The following is a 14,312-nucleotide window of genomic DNA, read 5'->3' on the forward strand; positions in this document are numbered from 1 at the left end:
CCGGAATGGCGCTTGCCACTGTGCGAGGAGGGGTGCCGCATGGCTCGCGGGGGCGGCAGACGGACGTGCCGGAGGACGTACGGGTACGACGACTCGGGCGCGACCGCCACCGAGTACCTCGGCATGGTCGTGGTCGTCGTCGCCGTCGTGCTCGGCATCGGCGCCACCGGCGTCGGCCGGACCGTCCACGACGGGATCGCCGCCGAGATCTGCAGGGTCACCGGCGGCTCGGACTGCGGCGGCGGGAGCTCGCGGGGGAACGACCGGGCCCTGACCGACGCCGACTTCGAGCCGGCGCTGTGCCAGGTCTCGACGGTCAGCGACAAGGCGGGCTCCAAGGCGAAGATCCTGTTCTGGGAGATCGGCAAGGAGTACGGCTTCCAGGAGCAGCACCTCAAGGCGCACACGGACGTCAACCACGACGGCAAGATCGACGACCAGGACGAACTGGTCTACCTCACCTTCACGGACGCGGCCTCCGTCAGCGCCAAGAAGGACTTCAAGCCCGGGCTGAAGCTGGGGAAGGCCGGCACCGACAAGGTGGAGCTGGGCGCCGGGATCAAGGTGACCAACGGCGACACCTGGGTGTTCGAGAGCCCGGAGGAGGCGCGCAGATTCCGCGACGACGTCGAGAAGCTCCAGATGTACCAGACGCGGCGCCAGTCGCCGGGCGGCGCGGACGCGAGCCTCGGCGACAGCATCCTCTACCTCTTCGGCACCGGTCCCCTCAAGGACGAGGAGGACACGGAGAACCGGGTGAAGAAGGCGCTGGGCGACAACCGGAAGATCACCTACGGCAAGGTGGGCCTGGAGGCGTCCGCGGCGGCCGGCCTGAAGATCTCGGCGGGCGACGACAGGAAGCTCAGCACCGCGCTCGGCGGCAACTTCCAGTACTCCCCCGAGATCACCTGGACCGACAACGCCTACAAGAACACCAAGTCGTACACGTACTCCTCGTCGATCGAGTACGGCACCAGGGCGAGTTACGAGGCGGGCCCGGTCAAGGGCGACGCCTCGGCCTCCACCACCCGGACCGGCACCATCACCGTCACCTACGACAAGTCCACCGGCACACTGGTCGGCGTCAACATGACCCGCACCGTCGAGCAGGGCGGCCAGAAGGCCGGCGCCGGAATCGGCGGGGGCAACGGCAAGCCGGGCAAGGACGAGCGCGGCGGCGGGGTGAGCGGGAAGGGCACCGACGGCTCCACCGGCATCGAGGTCGTCACCACCTCCCTGAGCTTCGACCCCGGTCCCGCCGGAGACCGGGACCGGGCCGTCGCCGAGCAGTGGCTGAGCAGCACCAACGAGCAGCTGGCGACGCCCTTCCAGTACATGTTCGACGACCACGCGCCGACCCGGCGGCCCGGCGCCGACGACCCCTTCGGCCGACTGGTCTTCGACAAGGGCACGTCCAGCAGGATGACGTACACCGGCCAGGTGAACGCCGCCGAGTACGGCTTCGAGCTGAACCTCGGGCTGAGCCTCGGCCTGTCGGTCAGCACCGAGCAGAAGGCGGAGACCCTCACGGACGCCCGGTTCCTCGGCGCTCCGAACGGAGACCGCCGGTCCTACGTCCCCTACAGCTACTGTGCCGAATGATCGCGCCGACAGGAGGGCTGGTACGCCGATGAGGACACGACTGCTGACCGCGGGCCTGCTCGCCGCCGCTGCCGCCCTCACGGGCTGCGGCAGGGGCGACGCGGACTCCGCCTCCGTGCCGGACGGCTGGGGCACGCTGAGCACGAAGGGCGTCTCCGTGTCGTATCCCGCGGGCTCCGGGGGGTACGTCGAGCAGAGCGCGGCCGAGCGCGGCAAGTACAACGCGGCGGCGGCCGTACGCGAGGAGTCCGGGCGGACGGTCTCGGTCATCACCGTCCAACTGGACTTCACCCGGGCCGGCTCCGCGGAGCAGGCAGCGATCGCCGCCGAGGCCGGGATCCGGATGGGCGCGAAGGTGGAGGGTGAGAAGGACGTGAAGCTGACCGGCACGGACCAGGCCAAGCGGATCGACTTCACCTTCGACTCGACGGGCGAGGACGGCGACCCGCCCAAGGGCACGCCGATCCGGGGCGTGATCCTGACGGGCCTGGACTCGGCCGACCGGACCTTCGCGATCCGGATCGACGCGGCACCGGGCGTGCTGTCGTCCGCGGACCTGCGCGGGATCATCGACTCGGCGCGGGTGCACTAGTGGTGGGGAGGAAGGTGCGGGTCCGGTGATGCCGCTGGTCCGGGCCTGGGCGGTGGGTGTGGTGGTGCTCGTCGTCACCGAGTACGCGCAGATGACGCTGCTGTACGGGAATCTGGTCGGCCCGCGGGGCGTGGGCTCGTTCGGCGCCGCGCTGGCACTGGTCCACCTGCCGAACCTGGTGTGCGTCGTGCTGGCGACCTGGGCCGCGGCGCGGGCGCATCCGGCGCCGTGGCGGGAGATCCCCGCGCGGCACGCGGTGGCGGGGTGCGCGGTGCCGGTGGCGGCGCAACTGCTGACGGTGTCGCTGCGCTGGGAGCGTGCGGGACCGTCGTCCCTGGCGATGTGGATGTCGACCGGGGTGCTGCTGGCCGGGTGCGCGCTGGGCCTGCTGCTGGAGCGCCGGCAGGAGGAGGTGCGGCCGTAACAGGATTGCGGGACAGGGGCGTTGGACCGGACACGACTTTGGTCTGGACCTCTTGACAAGCCAAATGGTCTGGACCAACTTGTACGACCAAGCGGTGGCCACCGTTTGTCCTGCCCTCCCCTTCACCCCCCTCTCCCCCACCGGAGGCCTCAGTGGACCGCGTACCAGGCATGCCCAGACCCAGAACACGACGGCTGCGCCTGTGGTCGGGAGCCGTCACCGCCGCCCTCGCCCTCTCCTTCGCCGGGGCCGGCCAGGCGTCGGCGGCGGACGTCAACAACGCCAAGAACGCCGGCTTCGAATCGGGCCTGAACAACTGGTCCTGCTCGGCCGGCAGCGGGACGACCGTCTCCTCCCCCGTGCACGGCGGCTCCGCCGCGCTGAAGGCCACACCGGCCGGGCTGGACAACGCCCAGTGCACCCAGACGGTCGCGGTCAAGCCCAACTCGACGTACACGCTGAGCGCATGGGTGCAGGGCGGGTACACCTACCTGGGCGCGACCGGCACGGGCACCACGGACGTCTCCACCTGGACGCCGGACTCGGCGAGCTGGAAGCAGCTCTCGACCACCTTCACCACCGGCTCCTCCACGACCTCGGTGACGGTGTACCTGCACGGCTGGTACGGGCAGGCGGCGTACTACGCCGACGACGTCTCCGTCTTCGGCCCCGACGGGGGCGGCGGCGGTGACCCGGCCCCGACGGTGCCGTCCGCGCCGGGCGGCCTGGGAGTGACGGGCACGACGTCCTCGTCGGTCTCGCTGTCCTGGAACACGGTCTCGGGCGCCACCGGCTACAACGTCTACCGCGACGGCTCGAAGGTGACCGCGGTGAGCGGCACGTCGGCGACGGTGACCGGTCTCGCGGCCGCCACCTCGTACTCCTTCCAGGTGACGGCGACGAACGCGGCGGGCGAGTCGGCGAGGTCGGCGACCGTGAAGGGCACGACGGCGTCCTCCGGCGGGGGCGGGGGCGGCACCGGCCTCCCGAAGCACGCGGTGACCGGCTACTGGCAGAACTTCAACAACGGCGCCACGGTCCAGAGGATCTCGGACGTGCCGTCGCAGTACGACATCATCGCCGTCGCCTTCGCCGACGCGACGGCCACCCGGGGCGCGGTGAACTTCACCCTCGACTCGGCCGGCCTGAACGGCTACACGGTCGACCAGTTCAAGGCGGACATCAAGGCCAAGCAGGCGGCCGGCAAGAAGGTCGTCATCTCGGTCGGCGGCGAGACGGGCACCGTGTCGGTGAGCGACTCGGCCTCCGCGACCAGCTTCGCCAACTCCGTCTACTCGCTGATGCAGACATACGGCTTCGACGGCGTCGACATCGACCTGGAGAACGGCCTGAACGCCACCTACATGTCCCAGGCCCTGCGCGCCCTGTCCGGCAAGGCCGGCCCGTCGCTGATCCTCACGATGGCCCCGCAGACGATCGACATGCAGTCCACGTCGGCCGGTTACTTCCAGACCGCGCTGAACGTCAAGGACATCCTCACGGTCGTCAACACCCAGTACTACAACAGCGGTTCCATGCTGGGCTGCGACGGCAAGGTCTACAGCCAGGGCTCGGTCGACTTCCTCACCGCCCTCGCCTGCATCCAGCTGGAGAGCGGTCTCGCCCCGTCCCAGGTCGGCCTGGGCGTTCCCGCCTCCACGAGGGGCGCGGGCAGCGGCTACGTCTCGCCGACGGTGGTGAACAACGCCCTGGACTGCCTGGCCAAGGGCACCAGCTGCGGTTCCTTCAAGCCCTCGAAGACCTACCCGGCCCTGCGCGGCGCCATGACCTGGTCCACCAACTGGGACGCGACGGCGGGCAACGCCTGGTCGAACACCGTGGGCCCCCACGTGCACGCCCTGCCGTAACGCCACGGAAGCCCTCCACGGCTGCCGTCACGCCCTCCCGCGGGGGCGCGGCGGCAGCCGTTCGTCGTTCCCGTCCGCCCGCGCCGAAGTCCCGTGAAACATTCCGGGGGTTTCACCGCATCAATGAGGTGGGGGCGCGTTCGGGGACCACGGAACGCGCGGGGAACACGAGGAGGGCACATGGGGCAGGACCGGAACGACTGGACCGACGAGTACCAGGAGTTCGCGGTGACACGCGCCGGGCATCTGTACCGGTCGGCCTGTCTGCTCACCGGCGGTGACACCCATCTCGCCGAGGACCTCGTCCAGGAGACCCTCGGCCGGGTGTACCTCCGCTGGGGCCGGATCTCCCGCGCCGACAACCCGGCCGCGTACGCCCAGACCGTCCTGACCCGCGCGTTCCTCGCCCACCGGCGTCGTCACAGCAGCCGCAGGGAACGCGCCACCGACGTCCTTCCCGAGATGCCCGAGCCACAGCCCGGCGGCGACGCGCCGCTGCGGCTGACCCTCCTGGAAGCGCTCGGACAGCTGTCCGCCAAGGACCGGGCGGTGGTCGTCCTGCGCTACTGGGAGGACCGCAGCATCGAGGAGACGGCCGCCGCGTTGAACGCCAGCTCGGCCGCCGTCCGGACCCGCTGCGTCCGCGCCCTCGCCCGGCTGCGTGCGCTGCTCGGCGACTCGCTCGCCGAGTACGCGACTCTCTGACCTGCTCCCGCCCACGACCGGATCAACGACCACCCATGCGGAAACGGCGGTTCGCCATGCCTGATGCAGACCACGACCCCTTCGAGGAACGGCTCGCCGACGTCCTGCGGGACACCGGCGCCACGTTCGGAACCGACCAGCAGACGCTGGCCGCCCGCGGCGAAACGCACGGGCGGCGGCTGCGCTCGCGGCGGCGCGCCGCCGCCGTCGTGGGCGGTGCCGCCGCGGTGGCGCTCGTCGGACTGGGCGGGGCCCTGCTCCTTCCCGACGGCCAGGGGGACGGCGTACGACAGCGGTCCGTGGCCGCCGGCCCGGCGGCACGGGCCAGCGTCACCGCCCCCGAGACCACCGCCGCGACCGTCATGTCCGGCGACGAGCTCGTCCGCACCCTCGAAAAGCTGCTCCCCGAGGGGCAGATCAGCAACAAGGACGGAGGCAGCACGGATAACGGGTCCTACGCCAACCTCGTGTACGACGACGGCGACGGCGAGGGAGCCATCGCCGTGTCCCTCAACCGTGTGCGGCCCGGTGGCCTGGAGGCCCGCCAGACCACCCAGTGCCCGGACAAGCTGTTCATCGTCTACGACTCCTGCACCTCCACCAAGCTCTCCGACGGCTCCGTCCTCATGCTCCTGAAGGGGTACGAGTATCCGAACAGCCGCAGTGGCACGAAGCGGTGGGCCGCCGACCTCGTCACGTCGGCGGGCGGGCACATCGGCGTCCAGGAGTGGAACAGCGCCACCGAGAAGGGATCGCCCGTCACCCGGGACCAACCACCCCTTGATCTGGGCCGGTTGAAGGCGCTCGCCACCGCACACGAGTTGCGCGCGGCCGCCGACGCCCTGCCGCTCGACGTCAGCCCGGCACCCGAGCCGGACCCGGGGCCGCTCACCCCCGGCGGCTCGATCTCGGCGGTGCTCACCCGCCTGGTGCCGCCCGGCGTCAAGGTCGTCTCCAGGAGCGGACCGGACGACGACGGATTCGGGTACGTCGTCCTGGACGACGGCAGGGGCACGAGCCTGGTGCAGGTCAACGTCCAGCTGGACACACGGGGCGACATGGAGAGCGAGCTGTTCGGTCCGGACGCCGAGGTCCTGCCCGACGGCACCAAGGTGGTCACGCGCCGGGAGTCCGGCGAGAAGGGCATTTCCGGGATCGTCCAGTGGAGCGTGGACACCATCCGGCCCGACCACCGGCGTGTGGTGATCAGCGCCTTCAACTCCGGCGCGCAGAACACCCCGGCCACCCGCAAGGCGCCGGCGCTCACCATGGAGCAACTGAAGGCGATCGCCACCGACCCGGGGTGGAGTCCGCAGGGCTGATCTCCGGCGCGGTACCGGGCCCCGGCAAGCGCCCGGGCCCGGTACCGCCGGGGTCGGGATCGGCGGGGTCAGGCGTCGTCGGTGGGCGGCTCGGCCGCCGCGTCCTTGTCGGCGGTGCCGTCCTCGTCCGCCGCGCCGTCCTCGAAGTACGCGTCCAGGACCGCGTCCAGTCGCGTCTCCCATTCATCGAAGCGTGCCCTGGCCGGGGCCTCGATCTCGATGGGGTACCAACGCCGGTCCGGAGTGTGGACGGTGACGGTGAACCGCTTGCCGAAACGGGGGGTCGCCGTCTCGACGGCGCCGATCTCGTCCCAGCGGAACTCGCACTCCTGGTCGTCCAGACAGAGACGTACGCCCTTGTGGTCGGCGACGATGCGGGCCCGGCGGTCGGCGGCCTCGAAGACCGGACCGTCGACGACTTCCTCCTGCCGCTCCTCCTGCCGCTCCTCCTGCCGCTCCTCCTGCCGCTCCTCCTGCCGCTCCTCCGACCGCTCCTCCGACCGCTCCTCCTCCTGCCGCTCCGCCTTCCCGGCGGTCCCGGCGTCGTCCGTGACCGCCTCCGCGGCGGACGGCGGCTCGGAGGCCGGCGGCTGCTCGGCCTGCCGCGGCCGGGCGTCCTCCGGTTCCGCCGTCGCGGGTGCGGTGAGCCCGGGGATGTGGGCCGGGTCGAACCCGGCACCCTTCACGGGCTCGGCCTTCAGGGGCTGGCTGCTCGAACCTATGCGCTGCTCCACAGCGGGCAGTATGGTCGACGAACCTGTGCCGGACACAGCTAGCCCCGACTTCGTTATACGAAGATGGCCAAGACGCGTCAGCCGAGCACGGCGAGCGCGTCGATCTCGATGAGCAGGCCCGCGGGCAGGCCGACGTAGACGGTGGTGCGGGCGGCGGGCGGCTGGGTGAGGCCCTGCTCCTCGAAGTACGTGTTGTAGAGGTCGTTCATCTCCGCGAAGTGGTCCACGTCCGTGAGGTAGACGCGGATCATCATCACGTCGTCCCAGGTCGCGCCGCCCTCCTCCAGGATCGCCTTGACGTTGGCGAGCGTCTGGAGGGTCTGCTCGCGCAGGGCCGGGCCGGCCGGCGTGGGGGGCACGCCCTCCTCGGCGGGCAGGAAGCCGACCTGGCCGGCGACCTGGAGGATGTTGCCCTTCCGCACCCCGTGGGAGAACTTCGCGGGCGGGGTGGTGTGGGTCGCGGGGGTGAGGGCGATCTTGGCCGTCGTGTCGCTCATACGGGGTCCTTCACTGGGTTTCTGCCGGAGAACTCGTCGCTGATGGCGTCCGCGGTACGGCGCACCAGCGGGAGCAGGGCGAGGAGTTCGTCGGCGGTGACGACGACGTTCGGCGCGGAGACCGACATCGCGGCGACCACCCGGCCGTCCGCGCCGCGGATGGGCGCGGCGACGCAGTTGATGGACTCCTCGTGGCCGCCGAGGTCGGCGGCCCAGCCCTGTTCGCGCACCGTCGCCAGCTCCTTCAGGAAGGCGGCGGCGTTCGGTGTCGAACGGGCCGTGTACATGGGGTAGTCGAGCCTCCGGGCGATCACGCGCCGCTCGGCCTCGGACAGGTCGGCGAGCAGCAGCTTGGCCACGGCCGCGACGGTGATGGCGACGGGTTTGCCGATCCGGGAGTACATGCGCACCGGGTAGCGGCTGTCCACCTTGTCGATGTAGAGCACCTCGTCGTCCTCGTGGACGGCCAGGTGCACGGTGTGCCCGCACTGCTCGCCGAGGCCCAGCAGGTGGGGATGGGCGATCTCCCGCACGTCGAGGCTCTCCATCGCCTCCTGGGCGAGGGCGAAGAGCCGGGCGCCGAGCCGGTAGCGCTGGTCGGACTGGCGGTGGACGAGCCCGTGCTGGTGGAGGGTGCGCAGCAGCCGCAGCGCGGTGGACTTGTGGACGCCGAGGCGGTCGGCGACCCGCCCGAGATCGGCGGGACCCTCGGCGAGCAGCGGCAGGATGCTCAGCGCCCGGTCGACGGTCTGGCTCATGGCGTACGTACCTCCTCCTCGGCCCCTTGCGCGGAGCCCGTCCGGCCGGGGCCGAGTCGCAGTCTTCCCCACGCCGCCTCGCCCGGGACGGCCGGCCGGTCGGCGTAGTGCCGGACGGGAGGCGTGGCGAGACCGCCGGGGACGGTGAGCGCGGTACCGGGGCGCCCGGCCGCGGCGAGGGCGCGGGCCGCATCGGGCCCGGCACCGCCGGCGGCTCGCTCGAAGGTGGGCATGCCGGCCAGGCGGCCCGGAGAGGTGGGCGGGAACGTGACCATCGGCTCGCCGCGCGTGACGACGTCCACGACGGCGGGTGCGCCGGACGTTCCGTGGGCGGCGTCGGCGATGGTGACTCCCTTCGGGTTCCGGGGCGCCGGCATCGACCCGGCGGGCCACGGACATTGACCCGACTTCGGCGAGATGCTAGACACCGATAAGCACTGTACGCAATGAACGTTGCACATATTGCAACGATTCTGAAGGGGGCTCGATGAGCACGGAAGCGCTCGCCCGGCTGGCCGAGGAACGCGTCGACCACCGTTTCAAGGGCCTCCCGCCGGACGCGGACGGCCTGACCGTCGGCGAGCTGACCGCCCAGCGCCGCAACCTCTTCACCGACGGCTTCAGCACGCCCGTGCTCGCTCTCTCCGCCGAGCGCCTGGAGCACAACCTGAGGCTGATGGAGACCTACGCGGCCCGCCACGGCCTCGCCTTCGCCCCGCACGGCAAGACCTCCATGGCCCCGCAGCTCTTCCACCGCCAGCTGGAGCACGGCGCCTGGGGCATCACGCTCGCGGTGCCGCACCAGGTGCGCGTGGCCCGGGCGTTCGGCATCAGCCGGGTCTTCCTGGCCAACGAGCTGGTGGACCCGGCGGCCCTGCGCTGGGTCGCCGCGGAACTGGCCGCCGATCCCTCCTTCCGCTTCGTCTGCTACGTCGACTCCGTGCGCGGGGTGCGGCTGATGGACGAGGCGCTGGAGGGGGCCGCCCGCCCGGTGGACGTGGTCGTCGAGCTGGGAGCCGGGGAGGGCGCGCGGACCGGAGTGCGCACGGAGGCCGAGTGCCTGGCGGTCGCCGACGCGGTGGCGGCCGCGGACAGCCTGCGTCTCGTCGGGGTCGCCGGTTACGAGGCCGAGGTGCCGCAGGCCGACCCGGAGCGGGTGCGGGCGTGGCTGGCCCGGCTCGTCGCCCTGGCCGTGGACCTCGACAAGGCCGGGAAGTTCGCGCGCACAGAGGAGATCGTGGTGAGCGCGGGCGGCAGCGCCTGGTTCGACACGGTGGCCGAGGTGTTCACCGGGATCCCCGAACTCTCCCGGCCGGTACTGAAGTTGCTGCGCTCGGGCGCGTACGTCTCGCACGACGACGGGCACTACCGCAGGATCACGCCCTTCAACCGCGTCCCCGCGGAGGGCGCCCTGGAGCCCGCCTTCCGCCTCTGGGCGCAGGTCGTCTCCCGCCCCAGCCCGGAACAGGCCTTCGCCAACGCGGGCAAGCGGGACGCCGCCTACGACCTCGACCTGCCCTTCGCCCAGGTGGTGCGCCGGGACGGCGTCGAACGCCCGGCGACGGGGGTGGAGGTCACCGGCCTGTCCGACCAGCACGCCTGGCTGAGCACCGCCTCCGGGGCGGAGCTGGAGGTCGGCGACTGGGTCGGCCTGGGGCTCTCCCACCCGTGCACGTCCTTCGACAAGTGGCCCCTCATCCCGGTGGCCGAGGCGGACGGTACCGTCGTCGAATACGTCCGTACGTTCTTCTAGGGACTTCGGGAGGCGCCGCCATGGACCCGGTGGAGCTCGCCGACTACGCGGATCTCGTCATCCGGGACGCGGACGTGGCCGACGGCACCGGCGCCTCCTCCTACCGCGCCGACGTGGCAGTCAAGGACGGCAGGATCGTCTCCGTCGTCAAGGAGGCCGCGGCGGCCGGCTGCCAGCGCCCGCGGGCACGCCGGGAGCTGGACGCGGAGGGCCTGGTGCTGGCCCCGGGCTTCATCGACATGCACGCCCACAGCGACCTCGCCCTGCTGCGCGACCCCGACCACAGCGCGAAGGCCGCGCAGGGCGTCACGCTGGAGGTCGTCGGGCAGGACGGGCTGTCGTACGCGCCGGTCGACGACCGCACCCTCGCCGAGGTGCGCCGGGCGATCAGCGGCTGGAACGGCGACGGCGACGACATCGACTTCACCTGGCGTTCGGTGGGCGAGTACCTGGACCGGCTCGACCACGGCTTCGACGGCGAGGGCATCGCCGTCAACGCCGCCTACCTGGTCCCGCAGGGCACCGTCCGCGCGCTCGTCGTCGGCTGGGAGGACCGCGCGGCCACGCCCGAAGAGCTGGACCGGATGCGGCGGTTGGTCGCCGAGGGCATGGAGCAGGGCGCGGTCGGCATGTCCGCCGGGCTCACCTACACCCCCGGGATGTACGCGGGGGACCTCGAACTGACCGAGCTGTGCCGGGTGGTGGCGGCGCACGGCGGCTACTACTGCCCGCACCACCGCAGTTACGGCGCCGGAGCCCTGGAGGCGTACGCGGAGACGGTGCGGCTCGCGCGCGAGGCGGGCTGCCCGCTGCACCTGGCACACGCCACCATGAACTTCGCCCCGAACCAGGGCCGCGCCGGTGATCTGCTGGCCCTCCTCGACGAGGCACTCGCCGCCGGCGACGACATCACCCTGGACACGTACCCCTACACCCCCGGCTGCACCACCCTGGTGGCCCTGCTGCCGAGCTGGGCGGGCGAGGACGGCCCGGAGGCGGTCCTCGGGCGGCTCGCCGGCGAGGACACCGCGGAGCGGATCCGCCGGCACCTGGAGGTGACCGGCTCGGACGGCTGCCACGGGGTTCCGGTGGAGTGGGAGACGATCGAGATCTCCGGGGTCACCGTCCCCGCGCTCTCCGAGTACGTCGGTCTGACGGTCCGGGAAGCGGCGGCCCGGCGCGGCGAGGAGCCGTGGACCACCGCCCGGCGGCTGCTGGTGGAGGACCGGCTGGGCACGACGGTCCTCCAGCACGTCGGCCACGAGGAGAACGTCCGGGCGATCATGCGCCACCGCGTCCACACCGGTGGCTCCGACGGCATCCTGCGGGGCACCAAGCCGCATCCGCGGGCCTACGGCACTTTCCCGCGGTACCTCGGCCGGTACGTACGGGAGCTGGGCGTGCTGTCGCTGGAGGAGTGTGTCGCGCACCTCTCCGGGCGCCCGGCGGCCCGGCTGCGGCTGCCGGACCGGGGTGTGGTCCGCGAGGGGTACCGGGCCGACCTGGTCCTGTTCGACCCGGCCACGGTCGCGCCGGGCTCGACCTTCGAGCGGCCGCGCGCGCTGCCGACGGGGATTCCGTACGTCCTGATCGACGGCCGGTTCGTGATCGAGGACGGCCGGCGCACCGACGTACTGGCGGGGCGGGCGGTCCGCCGGCCCTAGGGTCTCTCGTCTGGATGCGCCGACCGCCCGCCCCGCCTGCGCTTCTCCGGTCAGGGCTTGGGCAGGGTGCAGCCGCTCCTGGTCAGGTCGAGCTGGTTGCCGGTGCCGAAGCAGGCGGGGATCTGGTAGGTCTGCTCGGCGTAGTTGATGCCCTGCCGGACGGTGATGGTGCCGTTCGCGTCGACCTCGCACGGGTTGTTCACGGTGCAGCGGCCGCCGCTCTCGTTGCCGGTGTTGTTGACGGCGACGACCTTGCCGGTGGCGGTGTCGATGACGGGCGAGCCGGACGTGCCGCCGATCGTGTCGCAGGCGGAGGTGTAGCGGACCGAGTCCTTCCAGGTCCAGTTCCCCTCCTTCAGGCGGTAGACGAAGCCGTCGATGTTGCAGCTGTAGATCCGCTTCCAGTAGCCGGAGACGACCTTGATGGCGGTGCCGGCGACCGGGTGGGTGTCGCTCAGGTTCAGCGCGTTGATGCCGTAGGAGCTCTTGATCTGCGCGTAGGTGCTGGTGAGCTGGTAGATCGTGACGTCCGTGTCGGTCATGGTCGAGTAGACGACCTTGTTCGCCCGGAGCGTCGCGACCTGGGTGCCGGCCGAGTTGAGCAGGCCGAAGGTGCGGCTGGACGTCTGGCCCACGATGACCTGGCCGGGCGACGGGAAGCCGGTCTCCAGGCAGTGGCCGTTGCTGAGCACGAGCGCCGGGTCGCCGTCCGCGGAACCGGGGAGGCGGACGACCGAACCGGAGCAGTTGCTCAGCGCGACGGTGCCGGCGAAGTCGACGGCCGCGAGCGCGGGTGCGGCCGTCGCACGGTCTGCGCCGGTCACCCGGGAGGCGCTCTGCTCGGGTGCGGGCGCGGCGGCCGCGGGTACCGCGCCCGCCCCGGCGATCACCAGGGCGAACAGCGCGGCGACGAGAGGCTTTCTCATGTGGGGGTCCCCTCTTGCGACGGAGGCGACCGGAGATCTTCCGGCCGCCGTTCTTTGTCATGCGCATTGTGAATGCAGAGGGGTGCCGCAACAAGGGAGCGGTCCGGGGCCGTAGGGCTTTCCCTGCCCTGCCGCGGCGGCGCGGGCCGACACGCAGACGTCTCACGTGGTGGAAAACACGAGCCATCGGGCGATACCCGGCCGTAAGCTCCTCGACATGCAGGTGATCCAGTCGACCAAGCTCGCCAACGTCTGTTACGAGATCCGGGGCCCGGTGCTCGAGGAGGCGATGCGCCTGGAGGCGGCCGGTCACCGCATCCTGAAGCTGAACACGGGCAACCCGGCGGCGTTCGGCTTCGAGTGCCCGCCGGAGATCCTGGAGGACATCCTCCGCAACGTCTCGACGGCCCACGGTTACGGCGACGCCAAGGGCCTGCTGGCCGCCCGGCGCGCGGTCGTCATGCACAACCAGACCCTCGGGATCGAGACGGACGTCGAGCACGTCTTCATCGGCAACGGCGTCTCCGAGCTGATCGTGATGGCCATGCAGGGGCTGCTGGACGACGGCGACGAGGTCCTCGTACCGGCACCGGACTACCCCCTGTGGACGGCCGCGGTCTCCCTGTCCGGCGGCACCGCCGTCCACTACCGCTGCGACGAGCAGTCCGACTGGATGCCGGACCTCGCCGACGTGGAGCGCAAGGTCACCGACCGCACCAAGGCGATCGTCATCATCAACCCCAACAACCCCACCGGCGCGGTCTACGACCCGGCCGTGCTCAAGGGGCTGACCGACATCGCCCGCCGGCACAACCTGCTGGTCTGCTCCGACGAGATCTACGACAAGATCCTCTACGACGACGCCACGCACACCCCGACCGCGTCGGTCGCGCCGGACCTGCTGACCCTGACGTTCAACGGCATGTCCAAGGCGTACCGGGTCGCCGGCTACCGGGTGGGCTGGATGTCCGTCTCCGGCCCCCGCGCGCACGCCGACTCCTACCTCGAGGGCCTGACGATCCTGGCGAACATGCGCCTGTGCGCGAACATGCCGGGCCAGCACGGCGTGGTGGCCGCGCTCAGCGGACGGCAGAGCATCAACGAGCTGGTCCTGCCGGGCGGGCGGCTGAAGGAGCAGATGGACGTCGCCTACGAGCTGCTCACGCAGATCCCGGGCGTGACCTGCGTACGGCCGAAGGGCGCGCTGTACCTCTTCCCGCGCCTGGACCCCGCGGTCTTCAAGATCAAGGACGACCGGCGGATGGTCCTGGACCTGCTGCGCCGCGAGAAGATCATGGTCGTCCAGGGCACGGGATTCAACTGGCCGGAACCGGACCACTTCCGGGTCGTCACGCTCCCCTCGGTCGGCGACCTGCGGGACGCGGTGGGACGGATCGGCACCTTCCTGGACGGCTACAGCCAGGCCTGACGTTCACGTTCGGTGCCTCTACGGACCGGTTCCGCGAA

Annotated in this window: 14 protein-coding genes; 9 read left to right on the top strand and 5 right to left on the bottom strand. The window is 71.5% G+C overall.

The window, feature by feature from the left end; translation table 11 throughout:
- Positions 1-39: 39 nt before the first annotated feature.
- The 6 genes from TNCT6_RS10620 to TNCT6_RS10645 all read left to right on the top strand — a co-directional run bounded on the left by TNCT6_RS10620 (position 40) and on the right by TNCT6_RS10645 (position 6,513).
- Positions 40-1,602 (top strand): hypothetical protein, encoded by a 1,563-nt coding sequence (locus tag TNCT6_RS10620; protein ID WP_141358917.1) that lies wholly within the window; start codon positions 40-42, stop codon positions 1,600-1,602.
- 28 nt (positions 1,603-1,630) lie between these two features.
- Positions 1,631-2,194 (top strand): hypothetical protein, encoded by a 564-nt coding sequence (locus tag TNCT6_RS10625; RefSeq protein WP_141358919.1) that lies wholly within the window; start codon positions 1,631-1,633, stop codon positions 2,192-2,194.
- 28 nt (positions 2,195-2,222) lie between these two features.
- Positions 2,223-2,618, top strand: coding sequence for a hypothetical protein (locus TNCT6_RS10630; protein WP_141358921.1), 396 nt, complete (start codon positions 2,223-2,225; stop codon positions 2,616-2,618).
- Positions 2,619-2,788: 170 nt separating this feature from the next.
- Entirely contained in the window at positions 2,789-4,486 is a 1,698-nt protein-coding gene (locus TNCT6_RS10635) for a chitinase (protein WP_172632862.1), read from the top strand.
- A gap of 180 nt (positions 4,487-4,666) precedes the next feature.
- Positions 4,667-5,191: a SigE family RNA polymerase sigma factor gene (locus TNCT6_RS10640; RefSeq protein WP_141358923.1), complete on the top strand. Its 525-nt coding sequence runs from the start codon at positions 4,667-4,669 to the stop codon at positions 5,189-5,191.
- Between the two features lie 56 nt (positions 5,192-5,247).
- Positions 5,248-6,513 (top strand): hypothetical protein, encoded by a 1,266-nt coding sequence (locus TNCT6_RS10645; RefSeq protein WP_141358925.1) that lies wholly within the window; start codon positions 5,248-5,250, stop codon positions 6,511-6,513.
- 68 nt (positions 6,514-6,581) lie between these two features.
- Here the strand turns inward: TNCT6_RS10645 and TNCT6_RS39820 are convergent, their stop codons facing one another.
- The 4 genes from TNCT6_RS39820 to TNCT6_RS42065 all read right to left on the bottom strand — a co-directional run bounded on the left by TNCT6_RS39820 (position 6,582) and on the right by TNCT6_RS42065 (position 8,930).
- Positions 6,582-7,247: a hypothetical protein gene (locus TNCT6_RS39820; protein ID WP_172632863.1), complete on the bottom strand. Its 666-nt coding sequence runs from the start codon at positions 7,245-7,247 to the stop codon at positions 6,582-6,584.
- Between the two features lie 77 nt (positions 7,248-7,324).
- Positions 7,325-7,744 (bottom strand): RidA family protein, encoded by a 420-nt coding sequence (locus tag TNCT6_RS10655; RefSeq protein ID WP_141358927.1) that lies wholly within the window; start codon positions 7,742-7,744, stop codon positions 7,325-7,327.
- The gene (locus TNCT6_RS10660) at positions 7,741-8,502 is read right to left on the bottom strand and encodes an IclR family transcriptional regulator (RefSeq protein WP_141358929.1); all 762 of its coding nucleotides are present in this window, start codon (positions 8,500-8,502) and stop codon (positions 7,741-7,743) included. The genes TNCT6_RS10655 and TNCT6_RS10660 overlap by 4 nt, the downstream gene beginning before the upstream one ends.
- On the bottom strand, positions 8,499-8,930 hold the full coding sequence (locus tag TNCT6_RS42065) for a hypothetical protein (RefSeq protein WP_373996164.1): 432 nt from the start codon (positions 8,928-8,930) through the stop codon (positions 8,499-8,501). Before TNCT6_RS42065 ends, TNCT6_RS10660 begins: the two co-directional genes overlap by 4 nt.
- Before the next feature lie 59 nt (positions 8,931-8,989).
- Between TNCT6_RS42065 and TNCT6_RS10670 the strand changes: the two genes are divergently transcribed.
- On the top strand, positions 8,990-10,255 hold the full coding sequence (locus TNCT6_RS10670) for an amino acid deaminase (protein ID WP_141358931.1): 1,266 nt from the start codon (positions 8,990-8,992) through the stop codon (positions 10,253-10,255).
- A gap of 20 nt (positions 10,256-10,275) precedes the next feature.
- Positions 10,276-11,919, top strand: coding sequence for an amidohydrolase family protein (locus TNCT6_RS10675; protein ID WP_141358933.1), 1,644 nt, complete (start codon positions 10,276-10,278; stop codon positions 11,917-11,919).
- A gap of 50 nt (positions 11,920-11,969) precedes the next feature.
- Here TNCT6_RS10675 and TNCT6_RS10680 read toward each other — a convergent pair whose 3' ends face one another.
- Positions 11,970-12,845 carry a serine protease gene (locus tag TNCT6_RS10680; RefSeq protein ID WP_141358935.1) on the bottom strand — a complete coding sequence of 292 codons (876 nt, stop codon included), beginning with the start codon at positions 12,843-12,845 and terminating at the stop codon, positions 11,970-11,972.
- Between the two features lie 217 nt (positions 12,846-13,062).
- Between TNCT6_RS10680 and TNCT6_RS10685 the strand changes: the two genes are divergently transcribed.
- On the top strand, positions 13,063-14,274 hold the full coding sequence (locus TNCT6_RS10685; protein WP_141358937.1) for a pyridoxal phosphate-dependent aminotransferase: 1,212 nt from the start codon (positions 13,063-13,065) through the stop codon (positions 14,272-14,274).
- Positions 14,275-14,312 lie beyond the last annotated feature (38 nt).

Origin of the sequence: Streptomyces sp. 6-11-2 (genome assembly GCF_006540305.1) — a bacterium.
Lineage (GTDB): Bacteria > Actinomycetota > Actinomycetes > Streptomycetales > Streptomycetaceae > Streptomyces.